The following is a 26,249-nucleotide window of genomic DNA, read 5'->3' as shown; positions in this document are numbered from 1 at the left end:
GGCTCACGCTCCCTCGTCTGGCGGGTCGGGCTGAGGGTGGCCGGCATCGTCCTCTGGCAGCAAGAACAAGTTGCCGGAACGGTAACTCGCCCCCAACCGAGCAGGTTTGGTGGGACGTGTATTCACCGCCTCCTCACGGCGGTGCCGACGCTCGGCGTCCAGGCCGGAGACGGCTTGCTCGACACGCTGCAGCATGGGGGGCACGGGTGAGACGGGGATTGGGGCAGCTGCCCGGTCCTCAGCGGCGGCCCGAGCCTGGGTCTCGTCCCGGGCGTGGTTAATGCGTTCAGAGCGACTGGTGGCTGTCTTCCAACCTCCCATGTGCCTCCGCTGCCAGATCCCCACGATCCAGGTGGCGACGAGGTGTTCCATCTCCTCCAGCGTCAGCACCTCCTCGTCCTCGGGGGCGGCCCCGCGGTCGGCGGCGTCGACGCCGGTGTATCCGGGCAGGTGCTCGAACAACAGCGTCCTGATCGCACCGAAGGCCCGCTCGACGGCGTGCTTGTCTGGAGGCCGCAGGGCCCGGGCCGGAAGGATGTTGCAGCCCAGCTTCCGCTCGACCTCCACCAGGTGGTGGTTGCGGTAGACCGACCCGTGGTCGGTGGTGACTGTCTCCGGGCTGAAGAACGGCAGCCCGGCCACCGGATAGCCGGCGAACTCGGCCACCAGCGCGGACGGCAGTCCCGGATACGGCCACTCCATCTCCGGTCCCCACTCCGGCCGCATCGGCAGTGGCAGCATCACGTCCCGCAGCATCATCGCCGCGTCCACCGCGGTGTCCGACACCAGAATGAGCCGGAAAGCGCAGAGCGAATGGGTGAACACATCCAGCGCGAGGGTCAGGTGGTCCCTGACCGGCTCGCCGAAAACACCTTCGCGGACCATCGCCGGCAGCACCGTGGTGTCCAGCGCGACCACCTGCCCGGGACGGTCGACCAGCACATGCCCAGACCGTACCGGCAGATCAGCCGCCCCCAGGTTGCGCGGCCGTGAACCGCTGGGGCCAAACCACTCGTGCCAGACCTGCCGCAGCGTGTTGTATGACGGGACGTACAGGTCGGGCCCGTAGGTCTCGCGTACGTACTGATGGATCAGGCGGGTGCGGGTGGCCATCCCGACCCGGGACCGGCCCTGCAGTTCGGCGTGGACCGCAAAGATCGCCTCCCGGATCTCCGGGCCGATGCTCGGGCGGCGCCCGCCCGGCCGCAGCCACCGGTCATCGGCACATCCGATCAGCCCGGACCGCTCACGGCCACGCTCCCAGCGGATCAGCGTGCGGTAACCGACCCGGTCCAGCCCCAGCAACCGGGCCTCCTGCCGGTCCATCGCTGCCAGCTCGGCGACCTTGGCCCACCGTCGCTCGGTCAGCGTGGTGATGGCCGGGTCGTAACACGGCCTCGGTTCTCCCGGCCTGGGATCCTCAGGATTCCCGCTACGGAACCCGGTGCCCACCTCCAGCAGGTGGGCCATCCGTAGCCGGACCAACTCCAGCTTCCCCGGAGGAAGATCAGCCACGGACGCGGGCTGCCGCCCGCGGTCCGGACCGTCGGCCGCTGTGCGCGAGAACGGCCGACAAGTCGGATGGTTGACGAGGAACCGGAAGGTCAGCTGCTGGCGGGCTCCCGCCGGATCGCGTACCACGACCCGCCCCAGATGGGGCTCATGCCGTTCGACAGTCCACTCCACCCCGTCCAGGACAAGCCCGGCCCCCGGAGCGAGATCAAGCGCCAGCGGAGGATTCACAGGGCCTCACCTGCCGGATCGACCAGCGAGCGGTCACTCAGCGGAACAGAAAGATCGATACCGAGCGAACGGTGCCAGAGCTGGTGCAGCAGCTCCGCCCGAGCCAGCGCCGGAACCGTGGAAGCAGCCACGAGTTCCCCGAACGTCACCCGGGACCGAGCCCGTTCCAGGAGATCCGCCCGCAGCCCGAGTGGATCGGGCAGCGGGCGGCGCTGACAGGACAAAGCGTCCAGCCCGGTGAAGACGTGTCGCCTCCAGCCTGCGGCCACTACGTATTCCCAGCCGCAGGCCAGCGCCATCTCAAAGGCGGCGGCGAACGACTCGACGTCCTTCGCGCGCAGCCGGTCGAGCGGTCGGACATCGATCAGACACACCCCAGCCCGGGACAGCACCAGGAAGTCCGGAACATGGACACGCGGCCCACCGCCGGTCCGGAACTGCAGCTTCAAGGGCTGCGGGACCACCTCCCGCACCTGGCCAGCGAAGTCCAGCGCGAGCAGAACCTTCGCTTCCTCCAGACTCTCGAAGCCGTGATGCCGCCCTGTACTGACCATGTACTGAAGCCCAGGCCGATGACGCTGCCGCCGATGCCACGAGAACCAGCGAACCGGCCCGACCCCAGGAGGCTGAACCTGGGCAAGGTCCCGGACCGGCACGACCAGTTCGCCGCCTCCGAGGTTCAAGGTGACCGCCCAGCGACGAGTCCAGCCATCCGCGAGGTCCAGATCCTGACGTCCAGAGACAGCCGACGCCCGTAGGAGCAAGTCGTCCCAGCGGCAGCGGTGCGACCACACCGCCCCCGCCTCAGGGTCTGCCGCAGGCAGCAGTCCGTACTCATCGGCCATGCCTCCAAGCAAACGCACGCCCACGGCGCCCGCACCAGCGCGCTTCGAAGTTGGTGACAACCCGACTGCGAACACGAACCTTGTGACAACTAGCCCGAGCTTTTGGTGACAACCATCGCTGCGAACGTGACCGAGAAGGCCAGGTCAGATCTCTCACTTGGTGACAGTTATCGCTGCGAGTCACACAAGAGTCCGCAGCCCCGGGAGGCGCGTTGCGGCGTGCGGCCCGGCAGTCTCCGCTCCGGTCACCGCCTCCCCCACCGGACCAAGAACGTCAGGCCTCGTCACGGGCCAGCCGGAGCAGCCGGTCCAGGACAGTGCGACCGCCGGTCGCGAGCCCGTCGCGTTCCACCGAGCCCGTAACAAACGGACGAATGGGGCGTCGCGACGGGGCTCGGGGCGGCGCCCGGACATGTGGGAACATGCGAGTCGGCGATGGCGATGCGTCAGGGCACCTCACCGAGGCCAGGCCGGAAGACCGGCAGACACAGGACGAGGGGGCTGCCATGGCGGGAACCAGCAGGGCGAAGACGACCGGCGACGAAGCTCCCGGCCGGCCGGACCCGGAACAGCCGGAGGAGCACGACGCACCGGCCGCGATCGGCCGCCGGGTGAAGCGGCTCCGCAAGGAACGCCGGCTCACGCAGCGACAGCTCGCCGAGCCCGTGTACACCGCCGCCTATGTCTCGACTCTGGAAGCCGGCAAGGTGCGGCCCTCCGAAGCTGCCCTCCGGCACATCGCCGAACGGCTCGGTGTCGCCGACGAGGAGCTCGCCACCGGCAAGCCCACCCACATCGTCGCGGCCCTGCGGATGCGTCTGGCCGACGCCCAGCGGATCCTGGCCGTCGAGGACGCCGCCGACGCACAGGCGGCCTACGAGCAGATCCTCGGCCAGGCCGACGAGTACGGGCTCGCACAGGAACGGGCGGCCGCTCTCGTCGGCCTCGGGGAATGTGCGCTGGAAACGGGCGAACTGACCGTTGCCCTCACCCGGTTCGAGGCGGCTGAACACGCGCTGGCCGACGAACCGCTCCCCGCCCGCGCGCGGGCGATCCGGGGCAGATCGGTCGCGCACTACCTCGCCGGCGAACTGCGCTACTCGTGCTACCTGCTGGAAAGCGCGATCGACGAGCTGAACACGTCCGGGCTGCACGATCCGGGAGCCCTGCTCAACCTCTACACGGCCTCGATCGCCCCGTACATGGACATGGGCGCCCATGCCCGCGCCGCACAGGCCGCCGAACTCGCACTCGCCCTGGTGTCCCAGGTGTCGGACCCCGCCCTGGTCGCCACCATGCACCGTACGGTGGCCCGCACACTGATCGCCGAAGGCAGGGTGGAGGCCGCCCAGACATCGTTGGCGCGGGCCACCGAGCTCTACCAGCAGCTGCAGATCCGTACCGAACTCGCCCACTGCCACTGGATGCGGGGCTACGTCTGTGCCCAGCACGGCGATCTCGTGCAGGCGGAAACGGACCTGCGCACCGCCCACTCCATGCTGGTCTCCAAGCGGGCAGCCCTGTACGTCTCACAGGTGGAGGTCGAACTCGCCGATGTCCTGCGCAGGCGAGAAAAGCCCGCGGAGGCGGCGGAGCTTCTGGAGAACCTGCTGGTAGGGCTCCAGCACGGTCGTGGTGCGGTGCACGCCGGCGGCGCCCACCGGCTGCTCGGACTGATCGCCGAGGAGGCCGGGGACGTCGAATCCGCGGAGCGGCACTACACCACCGCGCTCTCCCTGCTCGAACAGACAGGAGCCGCCGGAGACCTCGCCGACATCTGTCGGCTTCTCGGAGACCTGATGCGCAGCGAGGGCCGGACGGAAGCAGCGCTGAACGCCTACCGGACCGGGCTCGGGCACCGCGCCGAGCCCGGCACCACCACGCTCGGCCCCGCTCCCGCCCGGCCGCCCTTCGCCCCCTGGGCCTGACGCCGCGCGCCCAACCTCCGTACAGGGCCCGTCGGCTCATCCGGTCAGTCCGAACCGGCGAGACGCAACGGCCGCCCCCTCGCGCACGGATGGATGTCGCCCTCCTTGAGGGCGCCGTCGGCGATCTGCCGGCCGCCGCCTCGCGCACGGATGGATGTCCACGCCGGTTGCGATCCGAGGCAGCCAGGGGCGAGCAAACGGCGCGTCACCCGCGCGCGGGGGCGCGACCGCACGGTCGCGCGCGCCTCTGCCGCCCGACCGTTCCGTCTCCTTTTTATCTGCACCTCACATCTTTTGATGAACCATTAGAAAGTTCCGGAGATTCGTACCGAACCTCTGGACAGTCCCGCACGCGGCGCTCTAATCTCGCTGCCCACCGGGACATATGTTTCATCGCGGTTACACCACAGCCGATCAACGTTCGCGCGAACGCCCTTCACCTCACGAGCCTTCCACGTCTCTCCCCCCATGGCCGGGCCACCGCCCTTCACGAGGCACCGCGCGACCGCCGTCAGGGCGGTCGTCGCTCACGCACCGCTTCAGCACCACGTCCAAACACGGGGAAACCGGCCGGGTCACCGACTCTGCCGTGACCACAGCGGAAGGGAAGCGACATGAAGATTCGTACGTTCATCGCCACGGCCTCACTGATGGCATCCGGGAGCCTGATGGCTTTCTCCGGCTCCGCCCAGGCCGCTCTTTACACCACCTGTGTCGGCGACGGCGGGGCCGTGACCGTCAGCAACGACCTGGTCGTACCGGCCGGGAAGTCCTGCAACCTCACCGGAACGAAGGTCAAGGGCACCGTGACGGTCGAGGCCGGAGCCGACCTCGTGGCGGCGGGCGCCACCTTCAACGGCACGGTCACCGTCCAGGAGAACGCCTATCTCGACCTCACCGACACCACCGTCAAGGGCGCGCTGACCACCACGTCCGCTTTCGGCGCGCACCTGGAGAAGAGCAACCTCAAGGCGGTCCACGCCACCGAGGGATTCGTCTACGCGGTGGACTCGACGCTCGGCGGGAACGTCGTCACCGAGGCCGGCGAGCTGTATGTCTCCGGCAGCACCCTCAGCGGCTCGCTGACAGGTGACGGCAACCAGTACAGCGACGTGTACGACACCACCGTCAAGGGCGCGCTCACCGTCGACGGCAACGCCCTCGGCGGCGTGTTCTGCGCCAGCGAGGTGTACGGCGCCGCGAAGTACACGGGCAACGCCGACAACCTCCAGCTCGGCGGCGAGGGGCTGCTCGGATCCTGCGCGGGCGCCTCGTACTTCGGCGGCGACCTGACGGTCAACGACAACACCGCGAAGGCCGTGCTCGACAACGCGATCGTGCGCGGCGGGCTCACCGCGACCGGCAACAACCCCGTCCTGGTCGTGGGCGAACTGGCTCGTGTCCGTGGCACCGTCACCGGCGAGACCACGGCCGTCGGCGCGTCGTCCTCCCGCTCGGCCGCGAAGGCGGTGCCGCAGGACCGTGGCGCGGACCTCGCCGAGAAGGCCGCCGCCCGCGCCGCCGCGGCGCGGGCCGACGCCCAGGAGGCGGGCACGTCCCGCCTCTGACACCGAGCGGCACAGACAGCGACACACGGCGACACCGGCAGGTGACGGCGACGGACCCCCGTCGCCGTGCCTCCGCACCGCGCGGCGGTTCCCCCGCACGCCCGGCACCCACCCGCGCCCGCTCCGCCGTACTCCGGAGCCCGTGGGGCAGCCGTTGCGGCACACACCGCAGCAGACCTGCCGCGCGCCCCGGTCCGTACCCTCTTCGCCTCATTCCCCAGGAGTGACCGTGAGCCATATTCACAAGTCCTTCGACCGCAGGGACTTCCTGCGCGCCACCACCGGCACCACCGTGGCCCTCGCCGCCGCCTCCGTCACCGGGGCCGCCGCGACCTCCGCCGCCGCTGCCGCGCCGAGCGCTCTGTCCATCCCCAAGGACCGCATCGGCATCCAGCTCTACAGCATCCGCGACAAGGTCAGTGCGCTCGGCTTCGCCGTCGTCCTCGCCGAACTGGCCCGAATCGGCTACACGGAGATCGAGTTCGCCGGATACACCCAGTCCACCTCCATCCTGGGCCGGCAGATCACCCTCCCGGAGATCCGACAACTGCTCGACGACCACGGACTGCGCGCCGTCGGCAGCCACGTCGGCATCGGCAATCTGCGCACCAACCTCCGGGCCGAGCTGGACGCGGCGCAGATCCTCGGGATGCCGCACGTGGGCACCGCCAACGCGCCCTCCAACCTCAACACCGTCGCGGGCTACCGCGCCGCCGCCGACGAGTTCAACGTCTGGGGTGCCGAGGCGACCGCTCGCGGCCTGAAGCTCTACCAACACAACCACGCGGGCGAGTTCGCGTTCGCCACCGACCAGCCGTCCGTCCGGCTGTACGACGTGTTCCTCAAGAACACCGACCCGCGCCACGTCTATCTGGAGCTGGACATCTACTGGGCGTACGTGGGCCAGTACCGCTGGCCCGGATTCGACCCCGCCGCGTACGTGCGCAACCAGCCCTACCGCTACCCGCTGTTCCACATGAAGGACGGCGACGCCAACGCGGCGAACGTCAACGGCTTCGACATAGTCGAGTTCGGTGCCGGTGACCTGCCGTACGAGAGGTTCGTCCGCGACATCGGGCCGCGCGCCTCGCACCTCGGCATCTGGGAGCAGGACACCGCGCCCAACACCCTTCCCAATCCGCCGGGTTCATTCGGCGCGGCGGAGCGCAGCTTCACGGCGCTCAAGGGACTCCTCGGCTGAGAGGCCCGAAGAGGCGAGGTGCCTTCGCGCGAAGGCACCTTTGTGTCCGCTCCCTTCCCACCAGCGATCGAGGAGATGCATCACCGTGCACCGCACCCTGAGACGCCTGATCACGGGGGTCCTGCTCGTGGCACTGCCCGCACTGGGCGGTGTGGCCGTCGCGCCCGCCGCCCAGGCGCACCCGGACCACGAACACGCCCTGGACTGGTCGAACTACGAGAAGGTCACCCTGACGAAGGACACCGGCGAGCCGATCGACCTCGCCGTGCTGCCCGACAACCGCGTCCTGCACACCGCACGCAACGGCGACCTGCGGCTCACCGACCCCGGTACCGGTGTGACGAAGGTCGTCAACCATGTGGACGTGTACCAGAACTCCGAGATGGGGTTGCAGACGGTCACGCTCGACCCGGACTTCGCCACCAACAAGTGGGTCTACCTGTACTATTCGCCGCCGTTGAACACCCCGGCCGGCTCCGCCCCGCTGCAACTGTCCGCCGGGCAGGACGACTCGTACTGGAAGCAGTGGGAAGGGTACGACACCCTGACCCGTTTCAAGTGGACCGGCGACAAGCTCGACCTGTCCACCGCGCAGGAGATCATCCGTGTCGACACCAACCGCGGCCAGTGCTGCCACGTCGCGGGTGACGTGGACTTCGACGGAGAGGGGAACCTCTACCTCGCGACCGGCGGCAACACCCCGGCGTCGGGCCCGAACGTCAACGGCTACACGCCGATCAACGACGCGGCCGGCTACAACCCGGGGCTCGACGAGCGCCGTGGTGCGGGCAACACCAACGACCTGCGGGGCAAGATCCTGCGTATCAAGGTCCAGGAGGACGGCAGTTACACCGTCCCGGACGGGAACCTGTTCGAGCCCGGCACAGCCAGGACCCGCCCCGAGATCTTCGTGATGGGTCTGCGCAATCCCTTCCGGTTGGCGGTGGACCGCGAGACCGACGCCGTGATGTGGGGCGACTACGGCCCCGACGCCGGTACCGCGGACCCGAACCGCGGACCGATGGGATACGTCGAGTGGCAGACCACGACCAAGGCCATGAACAGTGGTTGGCCGTTCTGCACGGGTGACAACAGCACGCCCTACCGGGACTTCGACTTCGCCACTCTCACGCCCGGCCCCGCCTTCGACTGTGCGGCGCCGGTCAACGACTCCCGCTGGAACACCGGCCTGACCGAGCTGCCCGCCGCCACGCCGGCCACGCTCTGGTACGGCGACCGGGACACCGACCAGCCGTGGCCCGAGCTGACCGCCTTCCGCGGTCCCGGCGGTCCGGGCGGCCAGGCCCCGATGGCCGGGCCGGTCTACCACTACGACGCGAACAACCCCTCACCGGGCAAGTTCCCCGAGTACTGGGACGGCAAGGCGTTCTTTGGCGAGTTCTCCCAGGACTACGTCGCCGCGCTCACGCTCGACGGGCCGGACGGTCCCGTGAGCAAGCTGGAGAACGTCCTGCCCAACAGCGAGCGTGCGCAGAACGGCATCCCGCCGTGGGACAACCCGATGGACCTGGAGTTCGGCCCGGACGGCGCGCTCTACGTCCTCGACTACGGTGACGGCTTCTTCCGGCAGAATCCCGACGCGGGTCTCTACCGGATCGACTACGCCGAGGGCAACAAGGCGCCCACCGCCGTGATCAAGGTCGACAAGACGTCCGGTCAGGCGCCGCTGGAGGTCTCGTTCAGCGCCACCGGCTCCAGCGACCCGGAGAACGGCGACCTCACGTATCAGTGGGACCTCGACGGCGACGGCACCTTCGACGCCACCGGGCCCACGGCCGTCCGTACGTACCCGGAGAACGGACAGTTCCAGGCCCGGCTCAAGGTGTCCGACCCGCAGGGCAAGTTCGGTCTGTCGAGCCGTCAGATCACGGTGGGCAACACCGCGCCGACGGTACGGATCACCTCGCCGCCCGACGGCGGGTTCTTCAACTGGGGCGATGCCGTGCCGTACGGCATAGCCGTCGAGGACCCGGAGGACGGCACCACGCCGGACTGCGACAAGGCCGCCTGGACCTTCGGTCTCGGGCACAACCAGCACGGACACCCGGTCAACAGCGGCACCGGCTGCAAGGGCGGCGTCGTGACCCCGACCGACGCGGGGCACGGTGACACCGAGAACGTCTTCGGCGTCCTCGGGATCACCTACACCGACAAGGGCGCGGGAGGTGTTCCGCCGGCGACGAGTGACGCCCAGGTGGTGCTCAACCCGTCCCTCATGCAGGCCGAGCACTACGACTCGGCGGAGGGAGTCACGATCACCGACGACACCACGGCGTCCGGGCAGCGCAAGCTGACCTCCTTCGACGCGGGTGACTGGATCGCGTACGACCCGGTGTCGTTCGCCGGCATCACCGGGGTGAAGACCCGTGCCAGCGGCGCCGGCACCCTGGCGTTGCGCTGGGGCTCGGCCGACGCGGAACCGTTCGCCACGGTGTCGGTTCCGTCCGGGGACGGCTGGCAGACCGTCACCACAGCTCTGCCGAACGCCCCTTCGGGCAGCGGCGAGGTCTTCGTCACCAGCTCCGGCGGTGTCGAGCTGGACTCGCTGACCTTCCAGGGAGCGGGCGTCGCGGACAAGACCGCGCCCGAGGTCACCGCCACACTCGACCCGCCCCGGCCCAACGGTGACGACGGCTGGTACACCAGCAACGTGTCGCTCGCGGTCTCGGCGACCGACAACGGAACGGTCGCCAGCCGTCAGTACTCGATCGACGGCGGGACGACGTGGCAGTCGGCCAACGCGGCCGTCACCCTGTCCGGCGAGGGTGCCACGACCGTCCGGTACCGGGCGACGGACAACGGTGGCAACGTCTCCCCGGTGGGATCACTCACCGTACGGATCGACCGCACCGGTCCCACGGTGGCGGTGACCGGCCTCGACGGCGGCTACGGGGACTCCAAGCGTCCGACGCCGGTCTTCTCGGCACAGGACGCGGTGTCCGGCGGAGCCACCGCGACAGCCACGCTGGACGGCAGCACCGTCGCCTCCGGCCAGGCGCTGGAGTTGTGGCGGCTGCCGCTGGGCAACCATGACCTCACGGTCAAGGCCCGGGACAGGGCCGGCAACACCACCACGAAGACCGTGGCCTTCACGACCCGTACCTCCTACGCCGACATCCGCGCACTGATCGCCCGGCTGCGGTCCGACGGACTGATCACGGCGCAGGGACAGCAGCGGCTGACCGTGCGGCTCGCCCAGGCCGAGGCACACGCGGACGCGGGTCGCACCAGTCAGGCAGCGGCCGTGCTGGAATCGTTCGCCCTCTACACGTCCGACACCGCTCTCGTGCCGGACGGCGCAGCAGCCGCGGCCCTGGCACGGGACGCGCGGGCGCTGAAGGGAGGCGCCACCGGCTGACGCCCGGACGGACGGAACTGCCCCGCTGTCACCGGCGGGGCGGTTCTGTGCCCGGACTCCGTGACAGGGGCCTGTTTCCGGGCGGTGGGATCCCCCAGGGGGTGCGGTGGGTTCCCCGCAGGGAAGTTCCGACAACGAGGCGGCAGCTTTCGGTGTTGTGTGAAAAAGTTGCCGGAAGCCGCCCGCGCCCGGCGCCCCTGTGGCCCCGCGAGTACGGGCTCTTCCGAGCGGTACGGCGCCCGGCCCCGTACCGCCCCCGATCCGCTTTCGGACAACTCCCGAACGTTGTCCGAAGGCGTCCAGAGGAAGTGACTCCGTGAACATCCAGTACCGCGTGTTGAGTCTGCTGCGTGACAACGGCCCGATGTCCCGCGCGCAACTCGCGGACCGGCTGGAGGTTCCGCGTCCGCGGCTGCTCGGTGAACTCGACCGCATGGTCGCCGCCGGGCGGGTCCGAGAGGCGGGCCCCGCCGCGTCGCGCGGCGGGCGGCGCTCCACCCTGGTCGAGCTGGACCCCGCCGTGCGGTTCGCCGCGGTCGATCTGGGCGCCAGCTCCGTCGACATCGAGATCACCGATGGCGCGCTTGCGCCGGTGGCCTCCTGCTCCGAGCCGGCGGACATCCGCTCCGGACCGGTCGCGGTGCTCGGGCGCGTCAGCGAACTCCTGCACGCGATGGCCACCCAGGGGCACTACACGCGACTCGATGCCATCGGCATCGGTCTGCCGGGGCCGGTCAGCTTCCGGGAGGGCGTGCCCGTCTCGCCGCCGATCATGGTGGGCTGGAACCGCTTTCCGGTACGTGACACCCTCGCCCAGGCACACGGCTGCCCCGTCGTCGTCGACAACGACGTCAACGTGATGTGCCTCGGGGAGCAGCACAGCGGGGTCGCGAGGACGGTCGACCATCTCCTGTTCGTCAAGATCGGCAGCGGGATCGGCTCCGGCATCCAGCACCACGGTCGTATCCATCGGGGCGCGGAGGGGTGCGCCGGCGACATCGGGCACGTCCAGGTCGAGGCCGAGGCGGACGGGCCCGTCTGCTCCTGCGGGAACACCGGGTGCCTGGAGGCGTATTTCGGCGGGGTGGCGCTGTCCAGGGACGCCACCAAGGCCGCGAGGTCCGGGCAGTCGCCCGCTCTCGCCGAACGGCTGGCCGAGCGGGGGGTGTTGACCGCCCAGGATGTCGCCGCGTGCGCGGACGGCGGCGACAACACGAGTGTCAACCTGGTCCGGGCGGGCGGTCACCGGGTCGGGCAGGTCCTCGCCACGCTGGTCAGCTTCATGAACCCGTCGATGATCGTGATCGGCGGTGGTCTGACCGGGCTCGGCTACCCCTTGCTCGCCGAGATCCGCAGCGTCGTGTACAAACGCTCGCTTCCTCTCGCCACCGGCAATCTGCCGATCGTCATGTCCGAACTCGGCTCCCGTGCCGGGGTCGTGGGCGCCGCGCTCCTGGCGAGCGAACTCTCGTACGGCAAGGAGTTCTGAGCGCGGCGCAAAGGCCGGTACTCCAGCGGCAGTTCTTCCCTGTGTGCCGATCGGAGCGGTCCTGTGCGGGGAATCCAGCGCTTCCGACACGCAGCCGCCCGCGCGGGGACGGGCGTCAACCGTCCGACGGCGGGGCGACGAAGGTCAGACCAGCAGCCACACCGCCGTGTCCTGCGGGAGGCGGCCCCGGTCGTCCAGGGGGCCGCTGGTGAGCAGGACGTCTGTGTGGGCCGGGAGCTCCGCGGGCTCCACGGCGAGGTTGACGACGCAGGTCAGGCCGGGCCCCCTGCCGAAGGCGAGGACTCCCGTGGTGGACGGCAGCCAGGTCAGCGACTCGTCCCCGAAGCCGGGCACGGTACGTCGCAGCCTCAGCGCCTCGCGGTACAGGGTCAGCATCGAGGCGGGGTCGGTGCTCTGCCGGTCGGCGGCGTAGGCCGGCCAGTCCTCCGGCTGTGGCAGCCAGGGCTCGCCCCGTGAGCCGAAACCGCTGTTCGGCGCGTCGGCGATCCACGGGAGCGGCACTCTGCAGCCGTCGCGTCCCGGGTCGGTACCGCCGGAGCGGAAGTGCATCGGGTCCTGGATTCGGTCGAGGGCCACGTCGGCCTCCGGCAGGCCCAGTTCCTCGCCCTGGTACACGTAGACGGAGCCGGGGAGCGCCAGCGTCAGCAGGGCGCCCGCACGGGCACGCCGCGTGCCGAGCTCCAGGTCCGTGGGTGTCCCGAAGGTCTTCTTGGCGAAATCGAATCCGGTGTCCTCGCGGCCGTACCGTGTCACGGTCCGGGTCACGTCGTGGTTGCACAGCACCCAGGTCGCCGGGGCGCCGACCGGGGCATGCTCGGCCAGGGTGTCGTCGATGGTCCGGCGCAGTCGGTCGGCCTGCCACGGGCACGCGAGGAAGTTGAAGTTGAAGGCGGTGTGCAGTTCGTCCGGGCGGAGATAGCGGGCGAAGCGCTCGGAGTCGGGCAGCCAGACCTCGCCGACGAAGACGCCCTGGTACACGTCGGCCACGGCGCGCCAGGACCGGTAGATGTCGTGGAGATCGTCCCTGTCGATGTAGGGGTGGGGGTCGGCGCCTTCGACGAAGTCGGCGAGTGCCGGGTCCTTGGCGAGCAGGGCCGCGGAGTCGATCCGTACGCCCGCGACGCCCCGCTCGAACCAGAACCGCAGTATTTCCTCGTGTTCCTGACGGACCCTCGGGTGTGCCCAGTTCAGGTCGGGCTGCTCCGGGGTGAAGAGATGGAGATACCACTCGCCGTCGGGCACACGGGTCCAGGTGCTTCCGGAGAACTGGGAGGGCCAGTCGTTGGGCGGGAGTTCACCGTTCTCGCCCCGGCCCGGCCGGAAATGGAACAGCTCGCGCTCGGGGCTGCCGGGCCCCGCGTCCAGGGCTGCCCGGAACCAGACGTGCTGATCGGACACGTGGTTGGGGACGATGTCGACGATCACCCTGAGGCCGGACTCGCGCGCTTCCGCGATGAGTTTCTCGGCCTCGGCGAGCGTTCCGAAGGCGGGGTCGATGGTGCGGTAGTCGGCGACGTCGTAGCCGCCGTCGACGAGCGGCGAGACGTACCAGGGAGTGAACCAGAGGGCGTCGACGCCGAGTTCGACGAGGTAGGGCAGTTTCGCCCGGACGCCCGCGAGGTCCCCGGTGCCGTCGCCGTCGCCGTCGGCGAAGCTGCGTGGATACACCTGGTAGATGACGGCGTCGCGCCACCAGTCGTCGGCGCGTTCCGAGTGAGGGGCTGCCACGTGACGGTCCTTTCGGGCAGGGTGGACCTCCGCCGCGGGCCCGGAGCGCAGGGAGCGGGCCGGCGGCGGAGGCTTCATGGAGGATCGAGGGGGTGGGACGTAGGTGGGTCGCGAGAAGGCGGTGCGGATGCGGGCGGGCTGTCAGCCCTTGAGGCCCCCCGCGGTGAGGCCGCCCATGATGTTGCGCTGGAAGATCAGGAAGATGAGCAGCGTCGGCAGGGACGCGATCGTGAGCGCGGCGATCAGCACGTTCTCGGGGACGCCGTTGGAGAGCGAGTAGATGCCCACGTTGAGTGTCTGCATGGCCGGGTCGGGCAGGGTGAGCAGCGGCCAGAGGAAGTCCTTCCAGACCCCGACCACGGCGAAGATGGAGACGACGCCGAGGATCGGCCGTGAGATGGGCAGCACGATCGACCACAGGGTGCGCATCGGCGAGGCTCCGTCCATCGAGGCGGCGTCGAGCAGTTCCTTCGGGATGGAGTCGAAGAACCTCTTCAGCAGGAAGATGTTGAAGGCGTTGGTCACCGAGGGCAGCCAGATCACCCACGGTGAGTTGAGCAGATTGCGCTCGATGAGCGGGACGTCCAGGACCGTGAGGTACTGCGGGACGACAAGCACGGTCGCCGGAATCATCAGAGTGGCGAGCATCATGCCGAGGATCGCCTTGCCGAAGAGCGGTCGCAGCTTGGAGAGCGAATAGGCCGCTGCCACGTCGAAGACCAGTTGGAAGGCCAGGGCTCCGAAGGCGTAGTACAGCGTGTTGAAGAGGAGCCGCGAGAGGTCCATCACGTCCCAGGCACGGGAGTAGTTCCCGGTGTTCACGGACTCGGGGACGAGGGTCGGGGGTATCTGGACGGCCTCCTGAGTGGACTTGAGGCCGCTCGACGCCATCCAGTAGAGCGGCCCGAGGAACACCAGGGTGAACAGACCGACGACGAGGACGAAGGTCACCCAGTACACGGCCTTGCCGCGGGGCCTGGCCAGTTGGGCGGGCGAGATGAGTGTGCGTGTGGACATCTGTCGTATCCCCCGGTCCTACTCGTCCTCGGCGCGGCTGAGCTTCACGTATGCCGCCGAGACGCCGGCGAGCAGCACGAGGAGGACCAGACCGAGCGCCGCCGCGGCGCCGTAGTTGTTGAAATTGAAGGCGTATTGGTAGATGAGGTAGACGACCGTGGTGGTCGATCCCTCGGGCCCCGCGCCGCCGGTGAGCAGGAACGGTTCGACGAACACCTGCATGGTCGCGATGACCTGCATGAGCAGCAGGAGCGAGAGGATGAGCCGGGTCTGCGGGATGGTGACGTGCCAGATCTTGCGGAGGAGACCGGCCCCGTCCAGCTCGGCCGCCTCGTACAGTTCTCCGGGGATGCCCTGCAGTGCGGCAAGGTAGATCAGGGTGGCACCGCCCATGTTCATCCAGGTCGCCGCGACGACCACGGAGAGCATGGCGGTGTCCGGGTCCTGGAGCCACTGCTGCGCGGGCAGGCCGAAGAAGCCGAGGATCTCGTTGAGCAGGCCGTACCCCGGGTCGTAGAGGTACTTGAAGAGCAGTACGGAGGCGACCGGCGGCAGCATGACCGGCAGGTAGACCAGCAGACGCAGATACCCCTGCGCGTGCCGGAACTCATTGAGGACCACCGCGACGACGAACGGGACGGCGAAGCCGAGGACCAGCGCGAGCACGGTGAACAGCAGCGTGTTGCGCCAGGCCTGCCAGAAGGCCGGGTCGTTGTAGACCGTGCTCAGGTTGGACAGGCCGGCCCACGTCGTTCGTCCGCCCTCGGTCTTCTGGAAGGCGAGGAGGAACTCCCTCACCATCGGGTACCAGGAGAACAGCGAGAAGCAGATCACGGCACCGATCAGGAAGCCGTGGGCCGTGAGGTTGCGGCGCAGGTGAAGGGCGAAGGTTCCGCCGGACGGCCCCGGCCCGCGGCCGTGGTGCCCGTTGCGGCGGGGTTCGTTCGCCGTGGTCGTGGTGGAGAGGGTGGGGGCCGACATCTGTCGCCTCCTCGGTGCGGAAGTGCCGGAGTACGGTCGGGGCGCGGTCAGAGCGCGGTCAGGGCGCGGGGGCCGGCCGACCGGCCCCCGGTGCCGGTCACTGGTTGGCCAGGACCTGGTTGACCTGCGCCTCGGCGGTGGCGAGCAGCTTGTCGATGTCGGCGTTCTTGTTGGTGAGGATGCCCGACATCACGTTGTCGAGGACCTTGTAGACCTCCTGGGCCTTCGGCGGTTCCGCCTTCCCCGCGACGGGGTTGTCCATGAAGGTCTTGAAGTTGGCGACCGGCATGGTGGCGTGCTCGACGCGTGCGGCGTCGTCCTCGGTCTTGGACTCGTTCAGCCAGAAGTTGGGCTGGGGAACGCCCACGGGCAGCTTGTCGACCTTGGTACGGGCCCAGTCGAACTGCCCCTTGCCGACGCTGAGGTTCTTGAAGTTCAGCCAGGCGACGGCGGCCTTGATCTTGTCGCCGGAGATCCCCTTCTTGACCATGTAGTTGTTGCCGCCGGCCAGAGTGTTCTTCTCGCCGGGAATCGGTCCCATCCCGAAGTTCTCGTAGGTGGCGCCGAGTTGCTGGACCATGTACGCGATGTCGTCGGGCGCGGCCAGGAACATGCCCAGTTTGTCGGTGGCTATCTGCTTCTGCAGGTCGCCCCACTTGAGCAGTTGGGTCTTGCCCATGCTGTCGTCCTGCCAGCGCATGGCGTGCAGGCTCTCGGCGACCTGCTTGCCGAGTTCGTTGTTGAAGGCGGCCTTCCTGCCGCTCGCGTCGACGACTTCACCGCCGATGCTGTACATCTGCGCGGTGAAGTGCCAGCCGCCCGTGTTGCCGGCGCTGTACTCGCCGAAGCCCGCGATGCCCTTGCCGAGGCCCGCGATCTTCTTCGCGGCCGCGCGGACCTCCGCCCAGGTGCGCGGCGGGGCGTCGGGGTCCAGGCCGGCCTGCTGGAAGAGCTTGCGGTTGATGAGCAGACCCATGGTGTAATTGCTGGTGGGCAGGCCGTAGAGCTTGCCGTCCTGCTTGAGCGAGCCGAGGACGTTCGGGTCGATGTCCTTCAACAGGGGGACGCTCTTGTCGTTGACGTAGGCGGTGATGTCCGCCGCTCCGTCGTTGTCGAGTACCTGCGGCAGGTCGGTGAAGTAGGTGTAGAACACGTCCGGCTGGGACTTGGCCTTGAGCATCGCCGTGAAGCGCGGCGGCTCCAGACACTGGCCGGCGGTGGAACGTCCTTCGATGGTGACGTTGGGGTACGTCTTGTTGAACTCGGCGACGTCCTCCTTCCACTCCTTGAGCTCGGCCGCCTTCGCCGCCGGGGGCATGCAGTCGATGGTGAGCGTCACCTTGGTCTTCGGGTCCAGCGGGGCGGCGGGGTCCGAGGACCCGCCGCCGTCGGATCCACCGCTGCCGTTGCTGCTGCTCGTGCCGCAGGCGGCGAGAGCGCTCAGCGTGAGCGCGGAGACGAGGGTGACCGCGCTGGCGCGGCGGGTACGGCGGAACCGGGCACTTCTCATGGGTGGTCCCCTTCGGGCACGAAACGTGGAGGTCGCCCCATCACTGATGCGCTGTGGGGCGTGGCACACTCAACCACCGCCGATAGATGAACGCAATATCTCGCGTTGATTTCGTAAATGTTTGACAGATAGCCGCACGGGGCGCGCCCGGGGAGCGGGATCCATGGACAGGCGCCCGGCGGACCCGGACACGGCGATGCCGCAGGGGCCTGTCCGGGGAGAGCGGACAGGCCCCTGCGGCATCGTGGAACGCGGAGGAGGACCGAAAGCCGGTATCTATCGCGGCACCTGGGCCGTGGAGCCGCGCACCACCAGTTCGGGCTCGAAGAGCAGCTCACCGGGGTGCACTTCACCACCTTGGATCTGGGCGCACAGCAGCTCGACGACCGCGCGTCCCATCGCCTCGATGGGCTGGCGCACGGTGGTGAGCGGGGGCTCCGTGCAGTTCATGAAGGCCGAGTCGTCGTAACCGACCACGGAGATGTCACCCGGTACGGCGAGCCCACGCCGGCGCGCCGCCCGCACGGCGCCCAGGGCCAGCGGGTCGCTCGCGCAGATGATGCCGGTGACGCCCCGGCCGAGAAGGCGCGACGCGGCCGCCTGGCCGCCCTCCAGGGAGAACATCGTCCGCTCCACGCACGCGTCGGGCAGCTCCCCGCCGTTGGCCCGTGCGACGTCCCGCGCGGCCGCGAGCTTGCGCCGCGAGGGAATGTGGTCGGCGGGCCCCAGCACCAGGCCGATGGACTCGTGGCCGAGCGAGACCAGATGACGCCAGGCCTGCTCGACGGCGACGGCGTCGTCGCAGGAGATGCAGGGGAAGTCGAGGTTCTCGATCGGGGCGTTGATGAGCACGACCGGGATCCTGCGCTCGGCGAGCTGCCGGTAGTGCTCGTGCCGCGCGTCCGCCTGCGCGAACAGCCCACCGGCGAAGACGACCCCGGAGACCTGCTGCTGGAGCAGCAGCTCCACGTAGTCGGCCTCGGAGACGCCGCCCTTGGTCTGGGTGCACAGGACCGGGGTGAGGCCCTGCTGCGCCAGCGCACCACCGATCACCTCGGCGAAAGCCGGGAAGATGGGGTTCTGCAGCTCGGGCAGGACCAGGCCCACGAGGCGCGCGCGCTCGCCCCGCAGCTGGGTCGGCCGCTCGTACCCGAGCACGTCCAGCGCGGTGAGCACGGACTGCCGGGTCGCCTGGGAGACCCCGGGCTTGCCATTGAGGACCCGGCTGACCGTGGCCTCACTGACACCCACCTTCTTCGCTACTTGAGCAAGTCGTCGCGTCATACACGCAAGACTAACGCAAGCCTCGCAAGCTGCTTGCGTTAGTCCTGCGTTCCCGCCGGAGGGGCTCCCCCGTCGACCCGCTACGGGTTTCCCCTCTCCCGCCTACGGCTTTCCCGTCCCCCTCCTACGCCTTTCCCTTCTCCCTCCTACGGGTTGACGTTGATCTTGAACGTGGACGTGGTGTTCCGGGTGTCCACCGCGTTGCCGGAGAACCGCAGACCGTTGAAGGTCACTTCACCGACCGCGGGCCCCTGACCCGATTCCGGCAACTCGTTCGCCCACAGGCCGAACCCGGACTTGGCGTCGAACTCGTCCCCGCTCCTGCGGGCACCCGAGATCGAGATGTCGGTGAAGACCGTGTCCTTGATCGGGAACTGGGGCTGCCCACCGACGTAGTTCGTCTGGAACATGACTCCGCTGTAGGTCGGATCGACGATGTCGACGTGGTTGACCCTGATGCCCTGGAAGATCTTGGAGGCCGAGAACACCCAGATGCCCGGGAAGGTCTGCGACCCCCAGAAGTGGCCACCCGCCCGTTCGATGGAGACGTTCTCGAAGGTCGTCGGATCGGTCCCGAAGCCGTTCATCGGGTAGCCGAAGTCCAGCGACGAGATGGTGATCCCGGAGTAGACGAGCGTGTCCGCGATGCGGATGTTGCGGAAGGTGTTGTCGTAGCCGCCGTAGACGGCGACGCCCGCGGCCCGCCACGTCAGGATCGAGGTCAGATTCTCGTAGACGTTGTCCTTCATGTCCGAGCCACCGGCGTCGATCGCGGAGAACAGCGCGAAGCTGTCGTCGCCCGTGGCACGCGCCTCGTTGTTGGACACGAGGTTGTCCGTCGACCCGTTGGTCATGTTGATGCCGTCGGCGAACATGTTCCGGATCCGGGAGTTCTTGATGGTGATCCGGTCGGTGTTGGCGCCCCAGTAGAGGCACACCATGTGCTCGTTCCAGATGTTGTCGATCACGATGTCGCTGACGTTGGCGAAGTCGAACACCTTCCCCGGCCCGTCGATCCGCGAGGTGTAGTTGCCGAAGTACGCGAAGTTCGAGAACGACGATCCCTTCGCGGAGGCGTCGGCCCGGAACCCGATGTCGGTGTTCTCCTGTGCGGAAGGCGCCTGGAACCTCGTGTACCAAGGACCGGCACCGACCACCTTCACCGCCTTCCCGTAGACCTGGAACTTGCTCGACGTCTGGTAGTCACCGGCCGGCAGATAGACACCGACCAGCTTGCCGGTGGTGTCCATGCGTACCGTGTCCAGCGCGTTCTGGACGTCCTGGTGCGTGAAGCCGGCGGGCACGGTGTACGTCGCCGGATCCGGGTTGGAGACCGGGGCGACCTGCTCCAGGCTGATGAAGTCGATCGCGTAGGTGGTGGTGTTCGCGGCGTCCTTCTGCAGTCGGATCCTGCTGCCGGCGGGCACGGTCTCGCCGAGCATGAGGTGTGCCTCGTCGTAGATGTGCCGCGGTGCGCCCGAACCCGGGGAGTTGCCGGGCGAGGTCTCGGCGCCGTACAGCCAGGCGTACCTGGACGTCAGCGGGAGCGCCTTCTTCATGACTCCGTCGACATAGACGTCGATCGTGGAGTCGATGCCTCCGCCGCCCGGGGCGTCCGGGATGGAGAAGCGGGTCACCAGGGTGTTGGACGGGGCGCGGGTGGTGAACTCGACGTACTCACCGGTCGCGTCGAGATTCACGGCCTTGCGACCGGAAGCCTCGCCCGCGATGTCACCGACCGTGCGGTTGGGGCCCACGACCTGGGCGCCGCCACCGGCCGTGCCGTCCTCCGCCTCGTACATGTCGTACGGCATGTCGGCGCCGCGCCCGACGAAGAGCGGCTGGGTGGAGGTGTTGTTCTCCCGCTTGACCGGCAGTTCCTTGGCGTCGTCGGCAAGGACGACCTTGACCGTGTACGAACCATCGGCCGCGGTCCAGGTGCCCAGCTCCACGGGAGCGGTGGTCGCACCGGCCGCGATCGTTCCGTTGTGCGCGCCTGTCAGAGTCTTGACGGTGGCGCCCTTGGAGTCGATCACGGCGAGTGTCACGCCGTGGTCCCCGCCGTCGGAGGCCACGGTGCCCTGGTTCCTGATCGCGACGGAGAAGGTCACGTCGTCTCCCGCGGCGGGGCTGGACGGCGAGGTGGTCACCGCGGCCGCGATCAGGTCGGAGCTGGCGACGGGCTTCACCACGAGAAGGTCCGGACTCGTGAAGGTGTTGTTGGACTCGTCCTGCTCGATGATCTCGTTCGCCTCGTCGGCGACCGCGCTCAGCTCATAGCTACCCGCGTCCCTGGCCCCGATGGAGGCACTGACGGTGGTCTGCGCCCCGGCGGCCAGCGGTCCGAGCGGCGCCGTGGCGACCTTCGTACCGCCGAGCCGCAGCGCCACGCTGCCGGCGGGTGCCGCGACCGGGCCGTTGTTGCGCACCGCGGCCTTGAGCGTGATCACGTCCGACTCGACCGGCGCGGCGGGCGTCGCCGTCAGACCCGTGACCTCCAGATCCGGGTTGGGTGCCGGAACCCCGATGACCTGGAACTCGGCGAGCTGCCCGGCCGACGAGCCGGAGTTGGCCGTGAACTTCAGTTGCACGTCGGCGACGCGTGCGGTGACGGGCACGGTGACACTGTTCCCGCTCGCCGGGTCGAACGCGTAACTCTTCGCGGCGACGAGCCCGGTGAAGGACGTGGCGTCCTGTTCCCGGCCGAGTACCTCGATGGTCTGGGTGCGGGCCGACCACACGCTGTCCGGGTTGAGCTTGAGAACGAGGCTGCTGATGTCGGCGTTCGCGCCCAGCTTGACGGAGAGGGTGTTCGGGTAGCTGCCCGGCGCCCCCTCCCAGTAGGTGGTCACGCTGTTGTCGTTGGCGTTCGCCGCGACGAAGGTGTGGACCACGGAGGACGCGCTGATCTGCTTGCCCACCGCGAGGTTGGAGCCCGTGCTCCCGGAACCGTTGCGTGTGACGGAGTTGCTGTTGCCGGACCGGTTCCCGGCGGCGTCCTTCGCCCGGACGACGTAGGTGACGGTGGCGGAGGCGGGCTGCGTGTCGGTGTAGGTGGTCACGTTGCCGGCGACGCTGCCCCTGAGCGTGTTGTTGGCGTAGATGTCGTAGCCGGTGACGCCCGTGTCGTCCGAGGACGCACTCCAGGTCAGCTTGATCTGACCGCTCGCCGGTTCGGTGAGTGCCAGGTCGGCGGGCGCGGTCGGCGCCTGTGTGTCGCCCGTGCCGGCGCGCCGGGTGACGGTGTTGCTGTTGCCCGACTGGTTTCCGGCCGCGTCCCTGGCCCGCACGTAGTACGAGACGGCCTGGTCAGCGGGCCGGTTGTCGGTGTACGTCGTCACGTCACCGCCCACACTCGTCAGGAGCGTGTTGTCGGCGTAGATGTCGTAGCCGGTGACGCCCGTGTCGTCCGAGGACGCGCTCCAGGTCAGCTTGATCTGACCGCTCGCGGGCTCGGTGAAGGCCAGGTTCGCCGGTGCGGAGGGGGCCTGTGTGTCACCCGACGCCGGACCGTAGATCTCCAGCTCGGAGAGCTGGGCCCCCGGCTGGACGCTGTTCGCGGTGATCAGGACGCGGACGTACCGCGTGGTGGCCGCGTCGAAGGTGATCGTCGCCGACTGCCCGCCCGCGCTGTCGAAGGTGTACGCCTGTGACGCGGTCAGGTCGGTGAAGTCCGAGCCGTTCGTGCTGCCCTGGAGCTTCAGCGTCTGGCTGCGCGCGCCCCATCCGTCGGGGAGTCGCAGGACGACCCGGTCGACGCGCACGGCGGAGCCGAGGTCGGCCTGGATCCATTGCGGGAAGGCGTTGTTGCGGCTCTCCCAGTAGGTGGCCTTGTTGCCGTCGTTGGCGTTCGCCTCGGTGTAGACCTCGGTGTGGCTGCTCGCGGTCAGGGTGCGTCCGCTCGCCAGGTTGGCGGAGGACTCGCCGGCGATGTGCACCTCCAGTTCGGAGAGCTGGGCAGCCCGCCCCACCGTGTTGGCGGTGATGTTGATCCGTACGAACCGCGCCTTGGTTGCCGGGAAGGCCACGTCGACGGTGTTGGCCGATCCCCGGCTGAAGGTGTACGTGGCGGAGTTCTTCAGTGTCGTGAAACTCGTCCCGTCGGCGCTTCCCTGCACGGAGAGCGTCTGGCTACGGCTCTCCCAGCCGGCCGGGAGCTTCAGGACGACCCCGTCCGTCCTGACGGTGGTACCGAGGTCGGTCTGGACCCACTGGGGCAGTCCGGCTCCCGAGCTCTGCCAGTACGTGCTCTGGTTCCCGTCGGTGATGCCGGTGGCGGCCTTCCCGCTCTGCGCGCTGCTCGCCGCGACCGACCGGCCGGCGGCGACGTTCGGTCCGCCGGCTGCCGATGCCGTCAGCGCCGGCCAGCCGAACGTCAGAAGACTGGTCACGATCAGGGCGGACAACCCCCGCGACCTCCAGCGTTCTACTTTCATGATTCCTCGATCCTCGGCCTCGCGCCCTGACGGCGACGAAGCGCGGCTCCATCGTGTCGTGATGAGGATTGGTTTTATGCGTCATGTACGAGCTCTCTTGCATCGAACGATCGGAGGGTTGCAGAGAAGTGACGACTCGTCTACCGATCGCGCAGCCGGAGCCAGCCGCCCATCCGACCCCGTGTACGCCAACACCCGCTTGCACCAGGGGCTTTCATGTCAACTGTCGGGAAACGTAAGTTCACCGCAAACAACGCAAGTTTCTTGCGTCCACCGGGCGAGTGAGCCACGAGGACCGGGCGCATCGGCCGGACCCGCACACGTCTCGTACTCTTTTCCCGTGCCGACCCCCCGCCTGCATCGCGTCGCCGTCCTTGTGCTCAAGGGTGCGAAGCCGCTCGATGTCGGCATTCCCGCGCAGGTGTTCACGACCCGCGCGAGCATGCCGTACGAGGTGCGGGTGTGCGGCGCCGCACCTGGTCTCGTGACCGGCGGCGACGGCCTGTCGTACTACGTCGCCGACGGCCTCGACGCGCTTGTGTGGGCCGACATCGTCTTCATCCCCGGCTACCGGTTCCCGGACCGCGACGACCCGCCGCAGGCCGTCGTCGAGGCGCTGATCGCGGCCCACGACCGGGGCGCGCGGCTCGCCGCCATCTCGACGGGCGCCTTCGCCCTCGCCGCCACGGGCCTGCTCGACGGAAAGCGCGCGACTACGCACTGGCACTACACGCGCGCGCTTGCGGCGAGGCACCCGCTCGTCCGGGTCGACGAGAACGTGCTGTTCGTCGACGAGGGCAGCGTGCTGACATCGGCCGGCGCCGCCTCGGGCATCGACCTGTGCCTGCACATTCTGCGCGGCGACCTCGGAGTGGCCGCGTCGAACCACGCGGCCCGGCGCCTGGTCGCGGCCCCCTACCGCAGCGGCGGTCAGGCGCAGTACGTGCCCCGCAGTGTGCCCGAGCCGCTCGGTGAGCGGTTTGCCGCCACCCGCGAGTGGGCGTTGCACCGGCTGGGCGAGCCCCTCACCCTGGGGATGCTCGCCCGGCACGCGGCGGTGTCCCCGCGCACGTTCTCGCGGCGCTTCGTCGAGGACACGGGGTACACGCCGATGCAGTGGGTCATGCGTGCCCGTATCGACGTGGCCCGTGAGCTGCTGGAGCGTTCGGAGCGGAGCGTCGAGCGGATCGCCGCCGATGTCGGTCTCGGCACCGGTGCGAATCTGCGGCTGCACTTCCAGCGCGTCCTCGGAGCCACGCCGAGCGAGTATCGGCGCACCTTCGCCCGGGGCGAGTAGCCCGCGGTGCACAGCCCGCAGCCGTGGCGCGATCCTTTCGAGCCATGGCACTCACGCCGCTGTCACGGGTGGATGCCGCAAGCGAACCTGATGGCGAACCGAAGGGACACCATTCATGACTCGCATCGCCATCAACGGATTCGGCCGCATCGGACGCAATGTGCTGCGCGCACTGCTGGAACGCGACAGCGGCATCGAGGTCGTCGCCGTCAACGACCTCACGGAGCCCGCCGCCCTCGCGCGGCTGCTCGCCTACGACACGACGGCCGGCCGACTCGGCCGCCCGGTGGCCGTCGACGGGAACGCCCTGGTCGTCGACGGCCGTCGCATCACGGTGCTCGCCGAGCGCGAACCGACGCAGCTGCCGTGGGGCGAGCTCGGCGTCGACATCGTGCTTGAGGCGACCGGCCGCTTCACGTCGGCCACGGCCGCCCGCGCCCACCTCGACGCCGGGGCGAAGAAGGTGCTTGTCAGTGCGCCGTCGGACGGCGCCGATGTCACGCTCGCGTTCGGGGTCAACACCGACGCGTACGACCCGGCCGTGCACACGATCATCTCGAACGCCTCGTGCACGACCAACGCCCTTGCGCCGCTGGCCGCGGTCCTCGACGAGCTCGCCGGCATCGAGCACGGCTTCATGACGACGGTGCACGCCTACACGCAGGAGCAGAACCTGCAGGACGGCCCGCACCGCGACGCCCGCCGCGCCCGCGCCGCCGCTGTCAACATCGTGCCGACCACGACAGGTGCTGCCAAGGCGATCGGCCTCGTGCTGCCGAACCTCGACGGCAAGCTGGCGGGCGACTCGATCCGCGTGCCGGTTCCGGTGGGCTCGCTCGTCGAACTCAACACGACCGTCGCCCGCGACGTGACGCGCGACGACGTGCTGGCGGCGTACCGCACCGCGGCGAAGGGGCCGCTCGCCGGCGTCCTCGAATACTCGGACGACCCGCTTGTGTCCTCCGACATCACGGGCAACCCCGCCTCGGCGATCTTCGACTCGGCCCTCACCCGCGTCGACGGCCGCCACATCAAGGTGGTCGCCTGGTACGACAACGAGTGGGGCTTCTCGAACCGCGTGATCGACACGCTCGAACTCCTCGCCACCCGCTGACCGGACGCCGGGGCCGCCCCGCAGTTGTCGTATGCCGCCCGGCTCGTGCGCATGCGGCACCGCACCCACAACGACCGCGATGCATGTCCTGCGAGAGAGCTCCCTCGCAGGACGCGCACGTCAGGCTTCGTCCGAACCGGACAGGGCTTCGCTGATCAGGCGGGTGGCGAAGTCGCGGTCGTCGGTGAGGCGGTTGATGTGCTCAGCGAGCAGGAAGACGGTGGCTTCCAAGGCGGTCATCTCGTCCTCGGTCCAGTCTCCGTACTGTCCGCGCCACAGGCTGGGGCTCAGGCCATTGCCCGCAGCGATGACCAGGCCGGCCATCGTAGGGATGACCTCGGGACGAACACTCTTGGGCATCATGCGCATCGTGGCCACGAAGTTGGGCACCACGTACTCGATGACGTCCTTGTCGTGATTCTCGTAGGCCAGCCGCAGCCACTTCATGAACATGAAGATGAGCGTGCACGCACCGTCCAGCAGGTCATCGACTCCCCTGGGGCCCAAGGACGCGGCGAACTGCTCGATCAGCGCCTGTTGTTCAGGGTCGGTCTCGGTCTTGCCGTCGTAGATGGCCTTGAGCCGGGAGTCGATCATCATGAGCGCCGCGCCCACATCGCCGGCGGGAGCGTGCTGGGGGTCACAGGGCGATGACACAGTATTCCTCCTCGTGCGACCACGACAGGTAGCGCGGCATATCCGTACAGT

Annotated in this window: 16 protein-coding genes; 7 read left to right on the top strand and 9 right to left on the bottom strand. The window is 69.0% G+C overall.

What is annotated here, in order from left to right:
* Positions 1-3 precede the first annotated feature (3 nt).
* Positions 4-1,515, bottom strand: a complete 1,512-nt coding sequence (locus ACFVUT_RS02375; protein WP_389642931.1) for a hypothetical protein — start codon at positions 1,513-1,515, stop codon at positions 4-6.
* A gap of 224 nt (positions 1,516-1,739) precedes the next feature.
* Entirely contained in the window at positions 1,740-2,588 is an 849-nt protein-coding gene (locus ACFVUT_RS02370; protein ID WP_389642928.1) for a TnsA-like heteromeric transposase endonuclease subunit, read from the bottom strand.
* 506 nt (positions 2,589-3,094) lie between these two features.
* On the opposite strand from ACFVUT_RS02370, the gene ACFVUT_RS02365 reads away from it, so the two are divergent.
* The 5 genes from ACFVUT_RS02365 to ACFVUT_RS02345 all read left to right on the top strand — a co-directional run bounded on the left by ACFVUT_RS02365 (position 3,095) and on the right by ACFVUT_RS02345 (position 12,153).
* The gene (locus ACFVUT_RS02365; RefSeq protein WP_389642925.1) at positions 3,095-4,516 is read left to right on the top strand and encodes a helix-turn-helix domain-containing protein; all 1,422 of its coding nucleotides are present in this window, start codon (positions 3,095-3,097) and stop codon (positions 4,514-4,516) included.
* A 614-nt stretch (positions 4,517-5,130) separates the two neighbouring features.
* Positions 5,131-6,084, top strand: coding sequence for a hypothetical protein (locus ACFVUT_RS02360; RefSeq protein ID WP_389642922.1), 954 nt, complete (start codon positions 5,131-5,133; stop codon positions 6,082-6,084).
* A gap of 229 nt (positions 6,085-6,313) precedes the next feature.
* The gene (locus tag ACFVUT_RS02355; RefSeq protein ID WP_389642919.1) at positions 6,314-7,285 is read left to right on the top strand and encodes a sugar phosphate isomerase/epimerase family protein; all 972 of its coding nucleotides are present in this window, start codon (positions 6,314-6,316) and stop codon (positions 7,283-7,285) included.
* A gap of 85 nt (positions 7,286-7,370) precedes the next feature.
* Entirely contained in the window at positions 7,371-10,664 is a 3,294-nt protein-coding gene (locus ACFVUT_RS02350; protein WP_389642916.1) for a PQQ-dependent sugar dehydrogenase, read from the top strand.
* 364 nt (positions 10,665-11,028) lie between these two features.
* Positions 11,029-12,153 (top strand): ROK family protein, encoded by a 1,125-nt coding sequence (locus ACFVUT_RS02345; RefSeq protein WP_389643604.1) that lies wholly within the window; start codon positions 11,029-11,031, stop codon positions 12,151-12,153.
* Between the two features lie 144 nt (positions 12,154-12,297).
* On the opposite strand, the gene ACFVUT_RS02340 is transcribed toward ACFVUT_RS02345, so the two are convergent.
* The 6 genes from ACFVUT_RS02340 to ACFVUT_RS02315 form a co-directional block, all read right to left on the bottom strand.
* Positions 12,298-13,902, bottom strand: a complete 1,605-nt coding sequence (locus ACFVUT_RS02340) for a glycoside hydrolase family 13 protein (protein ID WP_389642913.1) — start codon at positions 13,900-13,902, stop codon at positions 12,298-12,300.
* 141 nt (positions 13,903-14,043) lie between these two features.
* Complete coding sequence (locus tag ACFVUT_RS02335) at positions 14,044-14,919, bottom strand: carbohydrate ABC transporter permease (RefSeq protein ID WP_389642910.1); 876 nt, start codon at positions 14,917-14,919, stop codon at positions 14,044-14,046.
* Positions 14,920-14,937: 18 nt separating this feature from the next.
* Entirely contained in the window at positions 14,938-15,900 is a 963-nt protein-coding gene (locus ACFVUT_RS02330; RefSeq protein WP_389642907.1) for a carbohydrate ABC transporter permease, read from the bottom strand.
* Positions 15,901-15,997: 97 nt separating this feature from the next.
* Complete coding sequence (locus tag ACFVUT_RS02325; protein ID WP_389642904.1) at positions 15,998-17,410, bottom strand: extracellular solute-binding protein; 1,413 nt, start codon at positions 17,408-17,410, stop codon at positions 15,998-16,000.
* Positions 17,411-17,686: 276 nt separating this feature from the next.
* Positions 17,687-18,694, bottom strand: a complete 1,008-nt coding sequence (locus ACFVUT_RS02320) for a LacI family DNA-binding transcriptional regulator (protein ID WP_389642901.1) — start codon at positions 18,692-18,694, stop codon at positions 17,687-17,689.
* Positions 18,695-18,840: 146 nt separating this feature from the next.
* A complete protein-coding gene (locus tag ACFVUT_RS02315) occupies positions 18,841-23,130 on the bottom strand; it encodes a discoidin domain-containing protein (protein WP_389642898.1) in 4,290 nt (1,429 codons plus the stop codon).
* Positions 23,131-23,470: 340 nt separating this feature from the next.
* Between ACFVUT_RS02315 and ACFVUT_RS02310 the strand changes: the two genes are divergently transcribed.
* Positions 23,471-24,427, top strand: coding sequence for a GlxA family transcriptional regulator (locus ACFVUT_RS02310; RefSeq protein ID WP_389642895.1), 957 nt, complete (start codon positions 23,471-23,473; stop codon positions 24,425-24,427).
* A gap of 115 nt (positions 24,428-24,542) precedes the next feature.
* Positions 24,543-25,541, top strand: a complete 999-nt coding sequence (gap, locus tag ACFVUT_RS02305) for a type I glyceraldehyde-3-phosphate dehydrogenase (RefSeq protein ID WP_389642892.1) — start codon at positions 24,543-24,545, stop codon at positions 25,539-25,541.
* 120 nt (positions 25,542-25,661) lie between these two features.
* Here gap and ACFVUT_RS02300 read toward each other — a convergent pair whose 3' ends face one another.
* Positions 25,662-26,198, bottom strand: coding sequence for a hypothetical protein (locus ACFVUT_RS02300; protein ID WP_389642888.1), 537 nt, complete (start codon positions 26,196-26,198; stop codon positions 25,662-25,664).
* Positions 26,199-26,249: the final 51 nt, after the last annotated feature.

Source organism: Streptomyces sp. NPDC058051 (assembly GCF_042885475.1).
In the GTDB taxonomy this organism is placed as follows: domain Bacteria; phylum Actinomycetota; class Actinomycetes; order Streptomycetales; family Streptomycetaceae; genus Streptomyces.
The sequence above is the reverse complement of the archived record's forward strand: the minus strand, read 5'-3'. Positions and strand labels throughout refer to the sequence as shown.